13 protein-coding genes are annotated in these 14,623 nt (G+C 67.8%); 1 reads left to right on the top strand and 12 read right to left on the bottom strand.

What is annotated here, in order from left to right:
* The first annotated feature begins 17 nt into the window (after positions 1-17).
* A complete protein-coding gene (locus tag CFB47_RS41410; RefSeq protein ID WP_179259039.1) occupies positions 18-158 on the top strand; it encodes a hypothetical protein in 141 nt (46 codons plus the stop codon).
* Here CFB47_RS41410 and CFB47_RS35205 read toward each other — a convergent pair.
* From CFB47_RS35205 to CFB47_RS35150, 12 genes are all read right to left on the bottom strand, one after another.
* Positions 124-2,154, bottom strand: a complete 2,031-nt coding sequence (locus CFB47_RS35205; RefSeq protein ID WP_089463987.1) for an FUSC family protein — start codon at positions 2,152-2,154, stop codon at positions 124-126. The genes CFB47_RS41410 and CFB47_RS35205 overlap by 35 nt on opposite strands.
* Before the next feature lie 14 nt (positions 2,155-2,168).
* Entirely contained in the window at positions 2,169-2,768 is a 600-nt protein-coding gene (locus tag CFB47_RS35200) for an LUD domain-containing protein (RefSeq protein WP_089444238.1), read from the bottom strand.
* A complete protein-coding gene (locus tag CFB47_RS35195) occupies positions 2,765-4,138 on the bottom strand; it encodes a lactate utilization protein B (protein ID WP_089463986.1) in 1,374 nt (457 codons plus the stop codon). The genes CFB47_RS35200 and CFB47_RS35195 overlap by 4 nt, the downstream gene beginning before the upstream one ends.
* Entirely contained in the window at positions 4,135-4,878 is a 744-nt protein-coding gene (locus tag CFB47_RS35190; RefSeq protein WP_089444236.1) for a (Fe-S)-binding protein, read from the bottom strand. The genes CFB47_RS35195 and CFB47_RS35190 overlap by 4 nt, the downstream gene beginning before the upstream one ends.
* 39 nt (positions 4,879-4,917) lie before the next feature.
* Positions 4,918-5,898 (bottom strand): cytochrome d ubiquinol oxidase subunit II, encoded by a 981-nt coding sequence (gene cydB / locus CFB47_RS35185; protein ID WP_218829436.1) that lies wholly within the window; start codon positions 5,896-5,898, stop codon positions 4,918-4,920.
* An 11-nt stretch (positions 5,899-5,909) separates the two neighbouring features.
* Complete coding sequence (locus tag CFB47_RS35180) at positions 5,910-7,325, bottom strand: cytochrome ubiquinol oxidase subunit I (protein ID WP_089463985.1); 1,416 nt, start codon at positions 7,323-7,325, stop codon at positions 5,910-5,912.
* Positions 7,326-7,484: 159 nt separating this feature from the next.
* Complete coding sequence (locus CFB47_RS35175) at positions 7,485-9,179, bottom strand: ATP-binding protein (protein ID WP_179259038.1); 1,695 nt, start codon at positions 9,177-9,179, stop codon at positions 7,485-7,487.
* Positions 9,180-9,343: 164 nt separating this feature from the next.
* Entirely contained in the window at positions 9,344-10,105 is a 762-nt protein-coding gene (locus tag CFB47_RS35170) for a response regulator (RefSeq protein ID WP_089444233.1), read from the bottom strand.
* A 77-nt stretch (positions 10,106-10,182) separates the two neighbouring features.
* Positions 10,183-10,710 carry a TetR/AcrR family transcriptional regulator gene (locus CFB47_RS35165; protein WP_089464308.1) on the bottom strand — a complete coding sequence of 176 codons (528 nt, stop codon included), beginning with the start codon at positions 10,708-10,710 and terminating at the stop codon, positions 10,183-10,185.
* Between the two features lie 205 nt (positions 10,711-10,915).
* The gene (locus CFB47_RS35160) at positions 10,916-11,617 is read right to left on the bottom strand and encodes a membrane integrity-associated transporter subunit PqiC (RefSeq protein ID WP_089463983.1); all 702 of its coding nucleotides are present in this window, start codon (positions 11,615-11,617) and stop codon (positions 10,916-10,918) included.
* Positions 11,614-13,209 carry an intermembrane transport protein PqiB gene (locus tag CFB47_RS35155; RefSeq protein WP_089463982.1) on the bottom strand — a complete coding sequence of 532 codons (1,596 nt, stop codon included), beginning with the start codon at positions 13,207-13,209 and terminating at the stop codon, positions 11,614-11,616. The genes CFB47_RS35160 and CFB47_RS35155 overlap by 4 nt, the downstream gene beginning before the upstream one ends.
* Positions 13,210-13,249: 40 nt before the next feature.
* A complete protein-coding gene (locus CFB47_RS35150; protein WP_089463981.1) occupies positions 13,250-14,620 on the bottom strand; it encodes a paraquat-inducible protein A in 1,371 nt (456 codons plus the stop codon).
* Between the last annotated feature and the right edge of the window lie 3 nt (positions 14,621-14,623).

Below are 14,623 nucleotides of genomic sequence, written 5' to 3'. Positions count from 1 at the left end.
TGGCGAATTCCGGCCGGGTGGCCCTTTCTTACGCGTCGCTGAACGGCCGGATGGCCGGTGACGGCGTCGATGCGGCGCCGGTCGCGACCTCGATCAGCGCGACGCGGATCAAGATCGATCCGATCACCCCGTTCGTGTCGGTGGGTGATCGGTTCTGAACGGGATAAAACGGCACGCGCGCGAATCGCGAGCGGTCACGGCGCGCGCGGTCGCATCGGCCGGCATCTCGACGCCCGATAGATCCACCGTGGCGAGCCGTTCGCGGCGCGCGTCGCTCATGCTCGCGGCGAGGCATTCGAGCGGCGCGGCGCCGCCGACCGTATTGCGCAACTGACGGACCAGCTCGCAAGCGTCGTCGATACGCGATCGCTCCGTGCCCGTTTCCAGGCGCATGGCCGCCGACAGCGCGTCGAGTTCGTCGGTCGCGCAGCACGCCCGCCGCCTCGCGGCAATCAGGTCGTCTGCTTCGACGCCGCGCTTCGACACGAATGCACGGACGAGCTCGATGTATTCGGCCACCGCGGCGATCGCCCGGTTCGATACGGCGTCGAGCTTGCCCCGCTCCCACTCCGGCCATGCGAGCACGCTCACGCCGAGCGCAACGAGCGCGCCCGCGACGCTGTTCGCGACCCGTATGCCGGCGAGCAGCCAGGGCGATGCGACGGGCATGCCGAGATACGCAACGAGAATGAAATGCGGCGTGAGGAACAGGATGTATGACACATAGCTGACCGGCCGCGTGGAAAAGGTCCCGGTTGCGAGCGGGACGATCGCCAGCGCGAGAAGCGCCATGTTGTGGGACGCGAGCGCGACGCTCGATGCGACGATCGCGCCCAGGATCGTTCCGAATACCCGCAGGCCGGAAATTCTGACCGTGTGCGGCACGGTGGGCTGCATGACGAACAACGTGGTCAGCACGATCCAGTAACCTTGCTGAACGCCAAGCGCGCGGGCAAGGACGGCGGAGAGCATGGCCGCCACCGCCAGCCGTAGCGCATATCGCGCGACGCGTCCGTTTGCGCGAATTTCCGTCCGCGCCAGCGCCATGGCGAAGCCGATCGCCTGGAATGGGCGCGGCCGTTCGCGCGCGGCGGGCGGCGCCTGGTTTCGATCGCCGGCGCGGATATCGCCGATATCGGTGAACGCCGTCACGAGCGTCATGCACGATTGCAGCCATGCGCGCGCGTGGTCGTCGAGTGCCGAACCGTCCGCGCGCAGCGTCGCGCCGCGCACGTCGGCCGCGAGGCGGTTGCGCAGCCGTGCGAGCGCGGCGTCGCAGCCCGGCCGTTCGAGCACCGCATCGGCATGCGCATCGATCAACGCGACGAGCCGGTGCAGCAACGGAACGAGCAGGGCGGCCGTGGTGGCGCAGTCCGCGGGACGGTTGCCCAGCAGGCTTTCGAGGCCCGCCAGCAATGCGATCGACCTTTCACCGCCGAGTTGCCACGCCACGGTGGCCGTGCCGGCGCCGGTCGGCTCGGCTTGGGCCGTGCGCGTCATCGCGTCGAGTCGCGTTCGTAATGCGGCGCGATTCGGGCCGCTCGCGCGCCGCGGATCCTGTGCGACCGGCACCAGCGCGCGCACGAACGAACTCGCCGCATACAGGTAGGCGAAGGCTGCCCTGCGTGCGCGGGCCGCGTGGCTTTCCCGCCAGAAGCCCACGAGACAGACGACCGCCCACAGGCTTCCGCCGGCAAAGCTCGCGGCATACTGGGCGGGCGCCGGCCACGGATGCGCGGGAAACGCGGCCGACACCGCGCATGCGGTGGCGAGCAGCAATCCGCGCGTGCCCATCACTGCGCCGCCGAGCCGTGCGAGGCCGCCGATGTAGACCGCGACGCCCGTCAGCGCGACGGCGAGCCACCCGACCTCCGCGACAGTCGTCGCGCACGCGGACGCGAGCGCACCGATCGCACCGAACCACAACCCCGCGGCGATCCGCGCGCGGATCGATTCGGACGGATCGTCTGCAAGACACGTCCAGAACGTGGCGATCGCGGCCCAGCACAGCAACGGCGCGTGCAGCATGGCGGCGAGCAGCGCGGGCGCCGCGCAGATCAGCCCGGCCTTGAGCGCTGCCGAGAGCGGCAGGTGGTGCCGCCCGTCGCGCATGGCACGGGCGATCGTGTCGCGGATGCGCTTGATGACACTCATCGCATGCTCCTGCGTTATCGCGTGGTAACGGGCCTCGGCACCGGGATGACGGTGAGCGACCGAATGCCTTGCGCGCCGCGAACCAGTACGCCCTCGATGTCGGCGGTTGCCGACGGTCCGCTCATCAGCACCGCATAGTTGGCCGCGAAGAACTCGCTGCGGTGATACGCGTGATGCAGGTTGCCGACGATGTCCGCGGGGTCGAGCAGCGCGACCAGGTGCTGCGACAGGTAACCGAGCGCGTTGACGTTGTACTGGGTCTCGCTGAGCCATATCGAGCCAGTCTCCGCGACGGCGAACGCGGGGCGCACGATCCCGACGTCGACATCGTTCAGCGCGCGCGGATCGTCGATCGCCGCGAGGTCGCGGTTGCCGTCGAATTCGGGGGTCGCCGAGCAGAACACGGATGCGCCGGGAAACCGGGAGCGGATGAATGCGTCGAGCGACGTGCGCTCCGGCAATGCGCACCACGTGCCGCCGAGCCGCGCGAGCGACGCGCGAAACGTGTCGACGGCAGGCGGCAGGTTCGCGTCGAACATCGGCACCTGCGGCAGCGGCCGGCGGGCGGGGCGCACTTCGCGCAAACGGGAAAGCATCAGGTCTCGGCTGCTCATTTCTTGTTCCTCTTCAGATACCAGTCACGGAAAGTCTGCTCGGGCGCGTCGGGCACTTCGCGTTGCTTGCCCCACACGTTGAGCGGGTTGTAGAGCACGGCGCGCGGCAGCACCGATACCGCGGTGCCCGCCGTCTTGACGGCCGCGCGGTACAGCGCGGGCCGCGACAGCACCTGGCCGGCGACTTTCATCGCCTCCTGCTTGACGAACGGCAACTCGTGCTGTTCGGCCACGATCTGCCGCCACTTGTAGATTTGCTCGTGGATGTTGATCCTCACCGGGCACACGCTGGTGCAACTGCCGTTCATCGTGGACGCGAACGGCAGCGAGCTGTACTTGTGCAGGTTGAAGGTCGGGTTGATGATCGCGCCGATCGGCCCCGAGTACACGCCGCCATAGCTGAGGCCGCTGCTGCGACGATAGACCGGGCACGTGTTCATGCACGCGCCGCAGCGGATGCACTTCAGCGAGTACCAGAAATCGTCCATGCCGAGTCGCTCCGAGCGGCCGTTGTCGACCAGCACGAAATGCATCTCGCCGCCTTTTCTGGGCCCGCGGAAGTGCGACGTGTACTGCGTGATCGGCGAACCGATCGCGTTGCGCGACAGCATGCGGATGAACACGCCGAGATGTTCGAGCTTCGGAATCAGTTTTTCGATGCCGATCGACGCGATGTGCAGCGGCGGCACGTTGGCGCTGAGGTCCGCGTTGCCTTCGTTCGTGCACACGGTGATGCCGCCTGTTTCCGCGACCGCGAAGTTGCATCCGGTCATGCCCGCGTCGGCGTTCAGGATCAGCGGGCGCGTGGCGTTGCGCTGCGCTTCGGCCAGTTTGGGAATGCTGCTTTCGTTCGGATCGGTGCCGATCTTCTCGGAGAAGATCCTGGCGACGTCGGTCGCGAGCTTGTGCACGGCCGGCACGACGATGTGCGAGGGCAGCTCATCGTCGAGCTGCTGAATCTGCTCGCCGAGATCGGTCTCGACGACCGTGATGCCGCGCTCTTCCAGATACGGGCGCATCTCGCATTCCTCGGTCAGCATCGACTTGCTCTTGACGAGCAGCTTCGCGTTACGCCGCTTCAGGATCTCGTACACGATCCGGTTGTGTTCCTCGGCGTCTTTCGCCCAGTGGACGACGACGCCGTTGGCCGTCGCATTGCGCTCGAATTCCTCGAGATACTCGGGCAGGTGCGTGAGCGTGTGTTCCTTGATCCCCGAGGCGAGCGTACGCAGCTCCTCCCATTCGGGGATGCCGTGCACTTCGGCGTCGCGCGACGTGCGCAGCTCCCACAAGCGCTTGTCGTGGAACTGGATGTGTTTCTCGTCCGCGATGAATTTCTCGGACGCTCCGACGTGGTCTACGCGTTTCATGCTCGTGCTCCGTTCAGGATCTGCGCGATATGGATGAATTTCAGGCCGAGCCCGAGGCGGTCCGAGCAGCCTTTCTGGTGCATCAGACACGACGAATCGGCCGATACGATGTACTCGGCGCCGTTGCGCTGGTGGTCGCGAACCTTGTCCGCGCCCATGCGCGCCGACACGGGCGCCTCCGATACGCAGAAGGTGCCGCCGAAGCCGCAGCATTCGTCGGGGCGATCGGGCTGGATGAATTCGATGCCTCGCACGCCCTTGAGCAGCGTCAGCGGCTTCGAGAAGAACGGCTCGTCGATCTCCGACATCTTCGCGGTACGCAGCGCGCGCAGCGTGCCGCAACTGTTGTGCAGCCCGACCTTGTGCGGGAACTCGGCCCACGGGAATTCGCGCACGCGCAGCACGTCGTGGAGAAATTCGACGAGCTCGTACGTGTTCTTGCGCACGGCGACCGCGTCGCGCGTCTGGTCGGCGGCCGTGAGGTGGTCGCGCACGTGGTGCACGCAGCTGCCGCTCGGCGCGACGATGTAGTCATAGCCGGTGAAGTTCTTCACGAACAGGTTCTCGGTCGCTGCGGCCTGCTTTTCGCAACCGCTGTTGCCCATCGGCTGGCCGCAGCAGGTCTGGTCGAGCGGATAGTCGACATCGCAGCCCAGGCGCTCGAGCAACTGCAGCGTGGCGATGCCGACCTCCGGGTAGAACGCGTCGATGAAACATGGAATGAAAAGGGCGACTTTCATGGGATTCCTCGGTTGAGTCGAATGCTGGAAGCGAATGCGTCAGTGGTACGCGTGCACGCTGGACGCCTTGCCGCGGAACACCGAATACGCGACGTACGTGTAGAACACGATCAACGGCAAGACGAACAGCCCGGCTCCCCAGAACATGAACGTCTGGCTCGAACGCGGCGCGGCAGCCGCGTCGAGCGTGACGTCGAACGGCACGATGAACGGCAGATACGACGCGGCGAGCATCAGCACCATCGCGAGGCATCCGGCCGCGGCGAACAGATAGGCCGACGCCCCCTCGCGTCGCGCCGCGGTGGGCACGTAAAGGAAAGTCAGGCACGCGGCGATTGGCAGCGCGAACAGCAGCGGATGCAGGAGCCAGCGCGTTTCGACGGCCGCTTCGGTCAGCACGGTCGATGCGAGGATCGACAGGGCGAACAGCGCGGTGATCGGCGCGAGCCGGTTGATCGCATCGCGACCGAGGCGCTGCAATGCGTCGCGCCCCTTCAATACCAGCCACCCCGAGCCGAGCAGCGCATAGCCGAGCGCGAGGCTCGCGCCGCACCACAGCGCGAACGGCGAGCACCATTCGAAGCCGTTGCCGGCGTAGCGAAGGTGGTCGACCGGCAACCCCTGTGCGTAGGTACCGACGCACACGCCCTGCATGACGCTTGCGAGCAGCGAACCCGCGAACAGCAGCACGTCCCAGATTCGGCGCGAGCGGACCGCCTTGTGGCGGAACTCGATCGCGACGCCGCGCATGATCAGGCCTGCCAGCATCATGCCGAGCGGCGCGTACAGCGCCGGCAGCACGATCGAATACACCGACGGAAATGCGCCGAACAGGATCGTGCCGGCAATGACGAGCCACGTGCCGTTGCCGTCCCACACCGGCGCGATCGACGCGATCATCTCGTCGCGCGCATCGCCTGCAAAGGCAGTCAGCATGCCGACGCCGAGATCGAACCCGTCGAGCATCAGGTAAGCGACGAGCGCGAACGCGAGTTCGACGAACCAGAACCAGTTCATCATCAAAGTTCTCCTTATCGAATCTTGTGGATGTTCGGCGTCGGTGCGCGCTCCGGCCGCGCCGCGAGTGCATACGTCCGTTGAATGACGTGGCCGTTCCAGACCGTCAGCACGTTGCCGTCGGCGAGGCCGCGCTGCACGATTCGCACGATGTAGTACACGCCGAAGCAGAAAATGAACGCGTAGATGGCGACGAACAGTGCGAGCGTCGCGGCGGCGAAGTGCGCGGTGAGCCCGGGCGTGAGCGCGTCGGCGGTGCGCAGCACGCCCCACACGGTCCAGGGCTGCCGCCCGACTTCGGCCGTGAACCAGCCGGCCAGGATCGCGATGAAGCCGAGCGGGAAGCTGAGCGCGAGCGGCCAGAGCAGCCAGCGTCGTCGCTCCAGCTTTCCGCGCCGGGCAACGGCGGTGCCTGCCCACGCAAGCGCCAGCATGACGAGCCCGCACCCGGCCATGACGCGGAACGCGAGGAACGGAATCAGCACGGGCGGCCGGTCGGCCGCGGCGAAATCGGTCAGCCCGACTTCACGCGAGTCGACGGTGCCTGACGCGACGAGGCTGCCGAGAACGGGCACTTTCCATTCGAGGCGATTGCGCTCACGCGCGGCATCGGGAATCGCGAAGATCACTTCGGCGGCCGGCTGCTCGTCGGTCCAGCGGCCTTCGACCGCGGCGAATTTGGCCGGCTGATCGTCGTGCAGGTAGTCGCCGGTGAGGTGGCCGAACAGGATCTGCAGCGGGACGAGCACGGCGGCGAGGGTCACGGACATCCGTACCATGACGGTGGCCTCGATCCGGTAACGATCCTTCAGCAGATAGGCGGCGCCGACGGCAGCCACGCAAAATGCGGTCGTCAGATAGGCACCCAGCAGCATGTGCGGGAAGCGGACCCATACGACGTGGTTGAAGATGATCGCCGCCCAGTCGGTCGGCACGAATACGCCGTTTTGTACGACGTATCCGACCGGATGCTGCATCCACGAGTTGTTGACGAGAATCCAGAACGCCGACATCGTCGTGCCGGCGGCGACGAGGATGCACGACGTCAGATAGAACCACGGCCGCACCCGGGCGCGGCCGAACATCATCACGCCGAAAAACGTGGCCTCGAGCGCGAACGCGGTAAACGATTCGTAAGTGAGCAGCGGCCCCTGGATCGGGCCGCTCGCGCGGGACAGCTCGCTCCAGTTCGTGCCGAACTGGAACGCCATCACGATGCCCGAGACCACGCCCATTCCGAACGCGACGCCGAAAATCTTCAGCCAGAACGCGAACACGCGGCGGTATACGCGATTGCCGGTCGCAACGGACATGGCCTCGAGCACCGCGAGCCACGCCGCGAGCCCGATGGTGAACGACGGGAAGATGATGTGAAACGAGACCGTGGCCGCGAACTGGATTCGGGACAGCAGGAGTGCCGTTGCTTCCATGCGTACGCTCCATTGCGAGATTGCGTTGCAATGGAGTGTCGGCGTCCGGCATTTCTCGTGCGTTGCAGATTGCGGCTGCCGTGTTACATCTGAAATCGAACGTGCCGTCGACTGTGACGGCGCGTCATGAGCGTCATGCGCGGCCGGCCCGGCGGGCCGTCAGCGCAGCACGGCGGCGAGCGCGCGCGCGAGATCGGGCGTCTTCAGCGGTTTGCGCAGCACCATCCTGACGCCGAGCGCGTCGGCCTCTCGTTCGAGCGCCGGTGTGCTGAAACCGCTGCACAGGATGACCGGAAGGTCGTTGCGCCGCCGCGCGACGCGCGCCGCGAGCTGCAAGCCCGTCAGATGCGGCATCGCATGGTCGGTCACGACGACGTCGAAGCGGGCTGGATCGGCATCCAGGGCAGCCCAGGCGGCCTCGCTCGATGAAAATCCGACCGGTTCGTAGCCGAGATCGGCCAGCACCTCTTCCCCGAGCCGGACGAGCGCGTCCTCGTCGTCGACCAGCAGGACCACCTGCCCGTCGCCGTGAGGCACCGGGATCGTCTCGGCTTGCCGGGCCGGGCGCGCGTCAGCGGCGGGCAGATAAACGTCGAAGCGTGCACCTTCGCCGGGTGTGGAGTGGACGTCGACGGCCCCGCCGTGTTCGCGGACGATGCCGTCGACGAGTGACAGGCCGAGACCGGTTCCCTCGCCGGCCGCGCGCGTCGTGAAGAACGGATTGAAGATTCGCTCGAGGATCTCGGCCGGAATGCCGTTGCCGTTGTCCGCAACCGAGAGACGCACGAAACGGCCGGCGCTCACCGCGCCATGCGACAGCGAGCGCGGTGTCTCGATGCAGACCAGGTCGAGTTCGACGCGCAGCGTGCCGCCTGAAGGCATGGCATGGATCGCGTTGCTGCACAGGTTCATCACGACCTGATGCAGATGCGTGGCGTCGCCCAGAATGCACGCAGCGTGCGCAGGCATGCGCACGTCGAGTGCGACATGCGCCGGCAGCGTCTCGCGCACGAGCTCGATCGCCTCGTCGACCACCGCGCCGACATCGACGGGCACCCTGGCCGTCCGCCCGCTGCGGCTGAACGTCAGGATGCGCTCGACCAGCAGCCGCGCGCGTTCACCGGCCCTCAGCACCTGTTCGACGTAGCGGTGCGCCGGTGCGTCGGGCGCGACGCTGGCGAGCGCCCGATCGCCGAAACCGAGAATCGCGGCAAGGATATTGTTGAAGTCGTGCGCGACGCCGCCGGCAAAGGTGCCGAGCGCTTCGAGCTTCTGCGACTGCCGCAACTGGCGCTCGAGGCCATGTCGCGCCTCTTCGTCGGCCCGGCGTTGCGTGATGTCCTCGATCGTCGCGATGATCAGGTCTTCCGCGTCCGTGTCCGCCGGCTGATGAGCGGAAAACACGCGCGCCACGCTCATGTCGGCCCACACGACGCGGCCGTCCCGGTGCACGTAACGCTTTTGAAACCTGACGCGATCCTGACCGCGCACCAACTGGTCGATATGATTCTGCGTGAGTGCCCGATCGTCGGGATGCGTGATGTCCGATGCGCGCCGCTCAGCCAGCTCGCGGTCGCTGTAGCCGACCATCTGCTGAAAGGCGGGGTTGGCCATCAGGTAGCGGTCGTGCGCGCGCAGCACCAGGATCCCGACGGGGGCATTCTCGAATACGGTCCGCCAGCGCTGCTCGCTTGCGCGCATCGCCCGGCTCGCGTGTTCCAGCCGGCGCATGTACGCGGTCAGCACATACATCAGCAGAATCACGCACACGACGATGGCGCCGACGCGAAACGCCGTGTCGTGAACGAACCCGGCGAGTACGAGCAGGAGGGCGAGGCAGCCGGCCAGCATCATGGCCCGGTGGCGCCTGGCTCGCCAAAGCGTACGGTGATAGGGCGATGTGTGTTGCATTGGCGTTCAGTCCTGCATCGACGGCGGGTTTCGGCTGTCACGCGCGGCGCCGCTGCTTGAAACGGCGCAGGGAAGGACAGGCCGCCCGGGGTGCGCGGCCGGCCCGCTCATTCGGCGCTCGCGCTCGTCCAGCCCGCCGCCGCGCTCAATCGGGTAACCGGCGCGTCCATCACGTAACCGGCGCCGCGCACGGTACGGATGAAAACCGGATGCGACGGATCGGGTTCGATCTTGCGGCGCAGGCGCAGGATCTGGACGTCGATCGAGCGGTCGTACACGTCGTCGTACAGCCGGCTGGACTCGAGCAACCGGTCGCGGGACAGCACGCACCCGGGTGCGGCGAGAAACGCATTGAGCAGACAGAATTCTCCGTTGGTGAGCTCGACCGGGGCGCCGTCCGGATCCGTCAGCCGCCGGGTGCCGAGGTTCAACTCCCAGCCGCCGAATCGATACGCGCGGGCGTCGTTGTTGCGCCCGGTCGCCGGGGCGGTCGCGCCGGCCCGCCGGAGCAACGCGCGGATGCGTGCGAGCAGTTCGCGGTTGCTGAACGGCTTGGTCAGGTAGTCGTCGGCGCCGAGCTCGAGCGCCATCACGCGGTCGGCTTCGTCCCGTTTGCCGGACACGATGATGATCGGCAGGTTCGAGCGCGCGCGCAGCTCGCGGGCGATCTGCACGCCGTCTTCTCCCGGCATGCGCAGGTCGAGAATCACGAGATCGATCGCAAACGTGTTCAGCGCACCCGCCATTTCCTGGCCGGAAGCGGCCACCGTCACGCGGATGTCGTTGTCGGACAGATAGCCGGACAGCAGTTCGCGGATCGCCGGATCGTCGTCGACTACCAGCACGTGAGGAAGGTTGGCGTCCGTCATGGTGCGGATACTTGTCGGGGAATGGCTGAAATTATAGCCGGGGCGACGGTTCGAACGGGCGCTCGCGTGGCTGCTGGCTACGCTGGATCGTCGCGCCGGGCATCCTGCGCGCCGGTGCCCAGCAGTGCGACGCCGAGCGCAGCCGCCCAGCCGGTCGTGGACGGCATCCGGTCGGCGGCGCCCGCCGTGCCGCGTGCCGCCTCCGGTAGCGCGGCGGGTTCGGTGTGCAGGCAGTCGACGATGTGTCGAAACCCGGCATCGCGCAGCGCGTACAGATGAACCTCGACCCACAGCGGGAAACATTCCCAGCCGGCGGCAATCGCCGCGTAGTCGGCCGTGGTGCAGGCGCTGCCGCTCTCCGGTGCCGCCAGCCGACCTTTCGTGATCATTCGATCATGGTCGCGGCGAAGGATCTCGATCAGCACCTCGCGCTTGTGTTCGAAGTGCGCATAGAACGCGCCGCGCGTGTACCCGGCGCCCTCGGCGATCTGTTCGACGCTCGTATCGGCAAAGCCTTTCGCGATGAATAGCGCGCGAGCGGTAGCGATGAGCCGTTCGCGGGTGTCGAGCCTGCGTTGCTCGCGCGTGAGTCGGGCGGGTTTCATCGTGGTTTTGTCCATGCAGGTGGAAACGATCGAAGCGGCGCAACACCGCGCCGCGCGAAACGCCGGATCGACGCGGGAACGCCGGAGCGCCGATTCGTCGTTCGTCGGGATGGTTTCGCCCGACGATGTCGCTTGATCGGGCAGGGCACCGGCGCGAGGCCGATCGCCCAACCCGACCCGACCGCGCGCGTTTTCCCGGCCCGATTCAATCGCCGAGCGGATCCGGCGCGCCGCGCTCGGCGGTGGCTGGCGCGATCCGCCGGTCGGGTGTTCCAGCGCGGCATCCGGCGGGCGGCGGCGCGTGCGTGGCCGCCGCGCGAATGCCGGCGGCGATGCCGAGCGCGAGCGTGTCGAGCGCATGGCGATGCGCGTCCACGAGCGCGTCGTAGCCCGCCGACGCACCGGCCCGAACGATGCTGCGGCACGTCAGTACCGGCTGTCCGGAGCCGACGTCCACCGTCCACGTCGCATCGAGCAGCACGTGAGACGCCGGCCACGACTCGACACGCTGGACGTCCACGGCGACCCGATAGACCGGCGTGCCATCCGGATGGGCGACGCGGTGAACGTCGAACGTGTTCAGCCGGGACGTGACGCGCGTCGACAGTCCGTCGCGCATCTCGTCGCCGAGCGGCGCAACCCAGCGCTCCTGTTCCAGAATGTCGACCCGTTCGGGGCCGCGCTGCACCGCGAGCCGGTTGCCGTCCGCGGGCGCCGCCACGTGCACGCGCTGCATGTCGATCAGCCATGCGGGACGCGAGGCGTCGGTTTCGCCGCCCGCGCCATCCGCCATCCCGAGCGTATGGAACCGTACGGGCGGCGAGGTACAGGCGCCGAGCACGACCAGCGCGATGCACGTCGCGATGCGGATCGGCATCCGGTACGTGCGAAACGAATGCGGCGTCATTTCGGTTCTCCTTTCTTGCCGAAGAGCAGCGCTTCCGGATGCCGCTCGAGATAGTCGGCCAGCGTATTGAGCGACTGGAGCGTATGCGTGAGCGATTGCATCGCGTCATGAACGTCCGATTGCATCGGCGAATCCTGCCGCAGCGTCGCCTGCGCGGCGTCGAACGTGCGTTGCGCGGCCGCCAGCGTGTCGCGTGCCTGCGGCACGACTTGCTCGTCGAGGTGTCCGAACAACTGGTTCGCATGCTCGAGCGCACCGTTCAGGCTGTTGCCGATCTGGTCGAATGGAACCTTGTCGAGCTTTCGTGCGATGTCGGCGAGCTGCACCTGCAGTTCGTCGAGCGTGTTCGGAACGGTCGGCAGCTCGATCGGCGTGCGGCGCACGTCCACGCTCGCGCGCGGCGCTTTCGGGAACATGTCGAGCGCCACGTACAACTGGCCCGTGAGCAGGCTGCCGGTGCGCAACTGCCCGCGCAGGCCCTGCAGCACCAGGTGCTCGAGGAGGTCGTGGCCGCCGGCCGTATCGGGGGCCGGCAGCGCGGTGTCGCTGTGCCGGCTCAGTCTCGACGGATACAGCGCCATCGTGACCTTCATGCTGAACGTGCGCGAGTGCTCGTTGTACTCGATCCCGATGTTCGTGACCTGACCGAGCGCGATGCCGCGCAAATCGACCGGCGCGCCGACGGACAGTCCGCGCAGCGACTGGTCGAAGCGCATGACGACCATCAGCGGCGTGCCGTCGGGGTCGCGCATCGCATCGGCTTCGTCCTGCGCGAGCCGGAACGACGCGTTGTCGGCCGCCGGCGGTGCATCGGCTTGCCCGGGCGGCGACTGAAACGCGAGGCCGCCGACGACCACCGTCGCGAGCGACTGCGTGTTCAGCTTCAGGCCGTTCGAATCGAGCCGCAGGTCCACGCCGCTTGCGTGCCACCAGCGCGTCTGAGTGCCGACGTATCTGTCGTACGGCGCCTTCACGAACGCTTGCACGTCGACGCCCGTGCCATCCTTGTCGAGCGAGAAGCCGACCACCTGGCCGACCTGCAGGTGCCGATAGAACACCGGCGAGCCGATGTCGATCGAGCCGAGCGAATCGCCGTGCAGCAGGTAGCGGCGGCCCTGCTGGTCCGCGGTGACGGCGGGCGGTGTCTCGAGCCCGGCGAAGTCGGTCTGTTCATGCGGCGAGCGGCCGAGATCTGCGCCGATGTACGCGCCGGAGAGCAGCGTGCCGAGCCCGGAGATGCCGGTGGCGCCGATACGCGGCCGAACGACCCAGAATCGCGTATCGCGGTTCGCGAACTGCGCGGCGTCCTTGGTGAGCTGGACGCGCACGACCACGCGCTTGAAGTCGGGCGTGAGCGTGATGGCCTGCACCGTGCCGATATCGACGTCCTTGTAACGGACCTTGGTCTTTCCGGCTTCGAGGCCTTCTGCGTTCGCGAACGTGACGGTGATCGTCGGGCCGGTCGCGGCAATGCCGCGGTACACGAGCGCCAGCCCGATCAGCGCGCACACGAGCGGAACGATCCAGACGAGGGACGGGATCCAGCGGCTGCGCGGCCGGATCTCGGGTTCAGGCAAATCGAGGGGAAGCATCTTGTGAAGGGTCGTAGCGTTGTGACGGGCTTGCGCCCGTTCAGGTTCGAGGGCTGGCGGCGCAGCGGTGCGCGCCGTCCCAGATGAGTCGCGGATCGAACTGCATCGACGCGCACATGGTGAGCACGACCACTGCGCCGAATGCCAGCGCGCCGGGGCCGGGCGTGATCTCGGCGAACGAACCGAAATGCACGAGCGCGATCGTCAGCGCGACGACGAACACGTCGAGCATCGACCAGCGGCCCACGCGCTCCACCAGTCGATGGAGCCGCGCGCGTTCCAGCGGGCGCCATGGCGTGCCGCGATGCGCGGCGATGGCCTGCAACGCGAGAATCGCGAGCTTGAGCATCGGCACGAGCACGCTCGCGACGAACACGACGACGGCGAGCGGCCAGTCGCCGGACGTCCAGAAGTACGCGACGCCGGCGAGAATGGTGTCGTCCTCGGCGCGGCCGAGCGAGGTCGCATGCATGATGGGCAGCAGGTTCGCCGGAATGTAGAGAAGCGCGGCCGCGATGACGAGCGCGCCCGTGCGTGCGGCGCTGCGCGGGCGGCGTTCGTGCAGCGTCGAACCGCAGCGCGTGCAGCGCGCGTCGGCGGCTTCGGTAGGCGGTTGCACGCGTCCGCAGGTATGACATGCGACCAGCCCCGCGGCGCGGGCCGTGACGCTTGCCGGGCGGTGGCGCCGGGTCGCGCGGGTCGCGTTCGGTGCGTCCGCTGTGTCGGCCGTCACCGGCGCAGCGCGTCGCGGCGTGTGCCGCCGGCGCGATACCGCGGCGGCCGTGCCGCCGCCGCGCAGCGCGATGATTTCGTCGCGCGCTTCCCACAGGCCGCCCGGGTCGAATGACGCGAGAAAGCCGAGCATCACGGTGAGGGCGCCGAACGCGAACAGCGCGGGGCCCGGTATCACGTGCGCGACGCTCGTCATCTTGACGATCGTGACCAGGATGCCGAGCAGGAACACCTCGACCATGCTCCACGGGCGCAGCCGCTGCATGTTGCGCAGGACCGGCTCGAAGCGGGGCGGTACGCGGCCCGCGCGCAACGGTACGAGCACGTACAGCCACGCGGCGAGTTCCAGCAGCGGGAACAACATCGTCGTGCAGAACACGATCGCCGCCACCGCCGGTTGCCCGTGCAAGCGCAACGCGGCCACCGCGTCGGCCAGCGTCGCGTGCGATGCGATGCCGGCGGCGTCGAGCGCGACGATGGGAAAGGCCTGCGCGATGACGAGCGTGAACAGCGCGGCGAGCGCGATCGCGCACCGCCGGTCGAGCGCCGGACGGCCGTGCGCGCTGCCGCCCACGCGGGCACGGCACCTCGGGCAATGCGCAGCCAGCGCGCGCAGGCGCGGCGGCCGCCAAAACAGCAGGTCGCATTCGTGGCAGGCGACGAGGTTTTCGGGTTTCATCGG

The sequence above is a fragment of the Burkholderia sp. AU27893 genome (assembly GCF_002223205.1).
In the GTDB taxonomy this organism is placed as follows: Bacteria; Pseudomonadota; Gammaproteobacteria; order Burkholderiales; family Burkholderiaceae; genus Burkholderia.
The sequence above is the reverse complement of the archived record's forward strand: the minus strand, read 5'-3'. Positions and strand labels throughout refer to the sequence as shown.

Bases quoted from the DNA above. Each gene is read 5' to 3' on its own strand.
- CFB47_RS35205 (WP_089463987.1), bottom strand. From the start codon at position 2,154: ATGAGTGTCATCAAGCGCATCCGCGACACGATCGCCCGTGCCATGCGC.
- CFB47_RS35200 (WP_089444238.1), bottom strand. From the start codon at position 2,768: ATGAGCAGCCGAGACCTGATGCTTTCCCGTTTGCGCGAAGTGCGCCCC.
- CFB47_RS35195 (WP_089463986.1), bottom strand. From the start codon at position 4,138: ATGAAACGCGTAGACCACGTCGGAGCGTCCGAGAAATTCATCGCGGAC.
- CFB47_RS35190 (WP_089444236.1), bottom strand. From the start codon at position 4,878: ATGAAAGTCGCCCTTTTCATTCCATGTTTCATCGACGCGTTCTACCCG.
- cydB (WP_218829436.1), bottom strand. From the start codon at position 5,898: ATGATGAACTGGTTCTGGTTCGTCGAACTCGCGTTCGCGCTCGTCGCT.
- CFB47_RS35180 (WP_089463985.1), bottom strand. From the start codon at position 7,325: ATGGAAGCAACGGCACTCCTGCTGTCCCGAATCCAGTTCGCGGCCACG.
- CFB47_RS35175 (WP_179259038.1), bottom strand. From the start codon at position 9,179: ATGATGCTGGCCGGCTGCCTCGCCCTCCTGCTCGTACTCGCCGGGTTC.
- CFB47_RS35170 (WP_089444233.1), bottom strand. From the start codon at position 10,105: ATGACGGACGCCAACCTTCCTCACGTGCTGGTAGTCGACGACGATCCG.
- CFB47_RS35165 (WP_089464308.1), bottom strand. From the start codon at position 10,710: ATGAAACCCGCCCGACTCACGCGCGAGCAACGCAGGCTCGACACCCGC.
- CFB47_RS35160 (WP_089463983.1), bottom strand. From the start codon at position 11,617: ATGACGCCGCATTCGTTTCGCACGTACCGGATGCCGATCCGCATCGCG.
- CFB47_RS35155 (WP_089463982.1), bottom strand. From the start codon at position 13,209: ATGCTTCCCCTCGATTTGCCTGAACCCGAGATCCGGCCGCGCAGCCGC.
- CFB47_RS35150 (WP_089463981.1), bottom strand. From the start codon at position 14,620: ATGAAACCCGAAAACCTCGTCGCCTGCCACGAATGCGACCTGCTGTTT.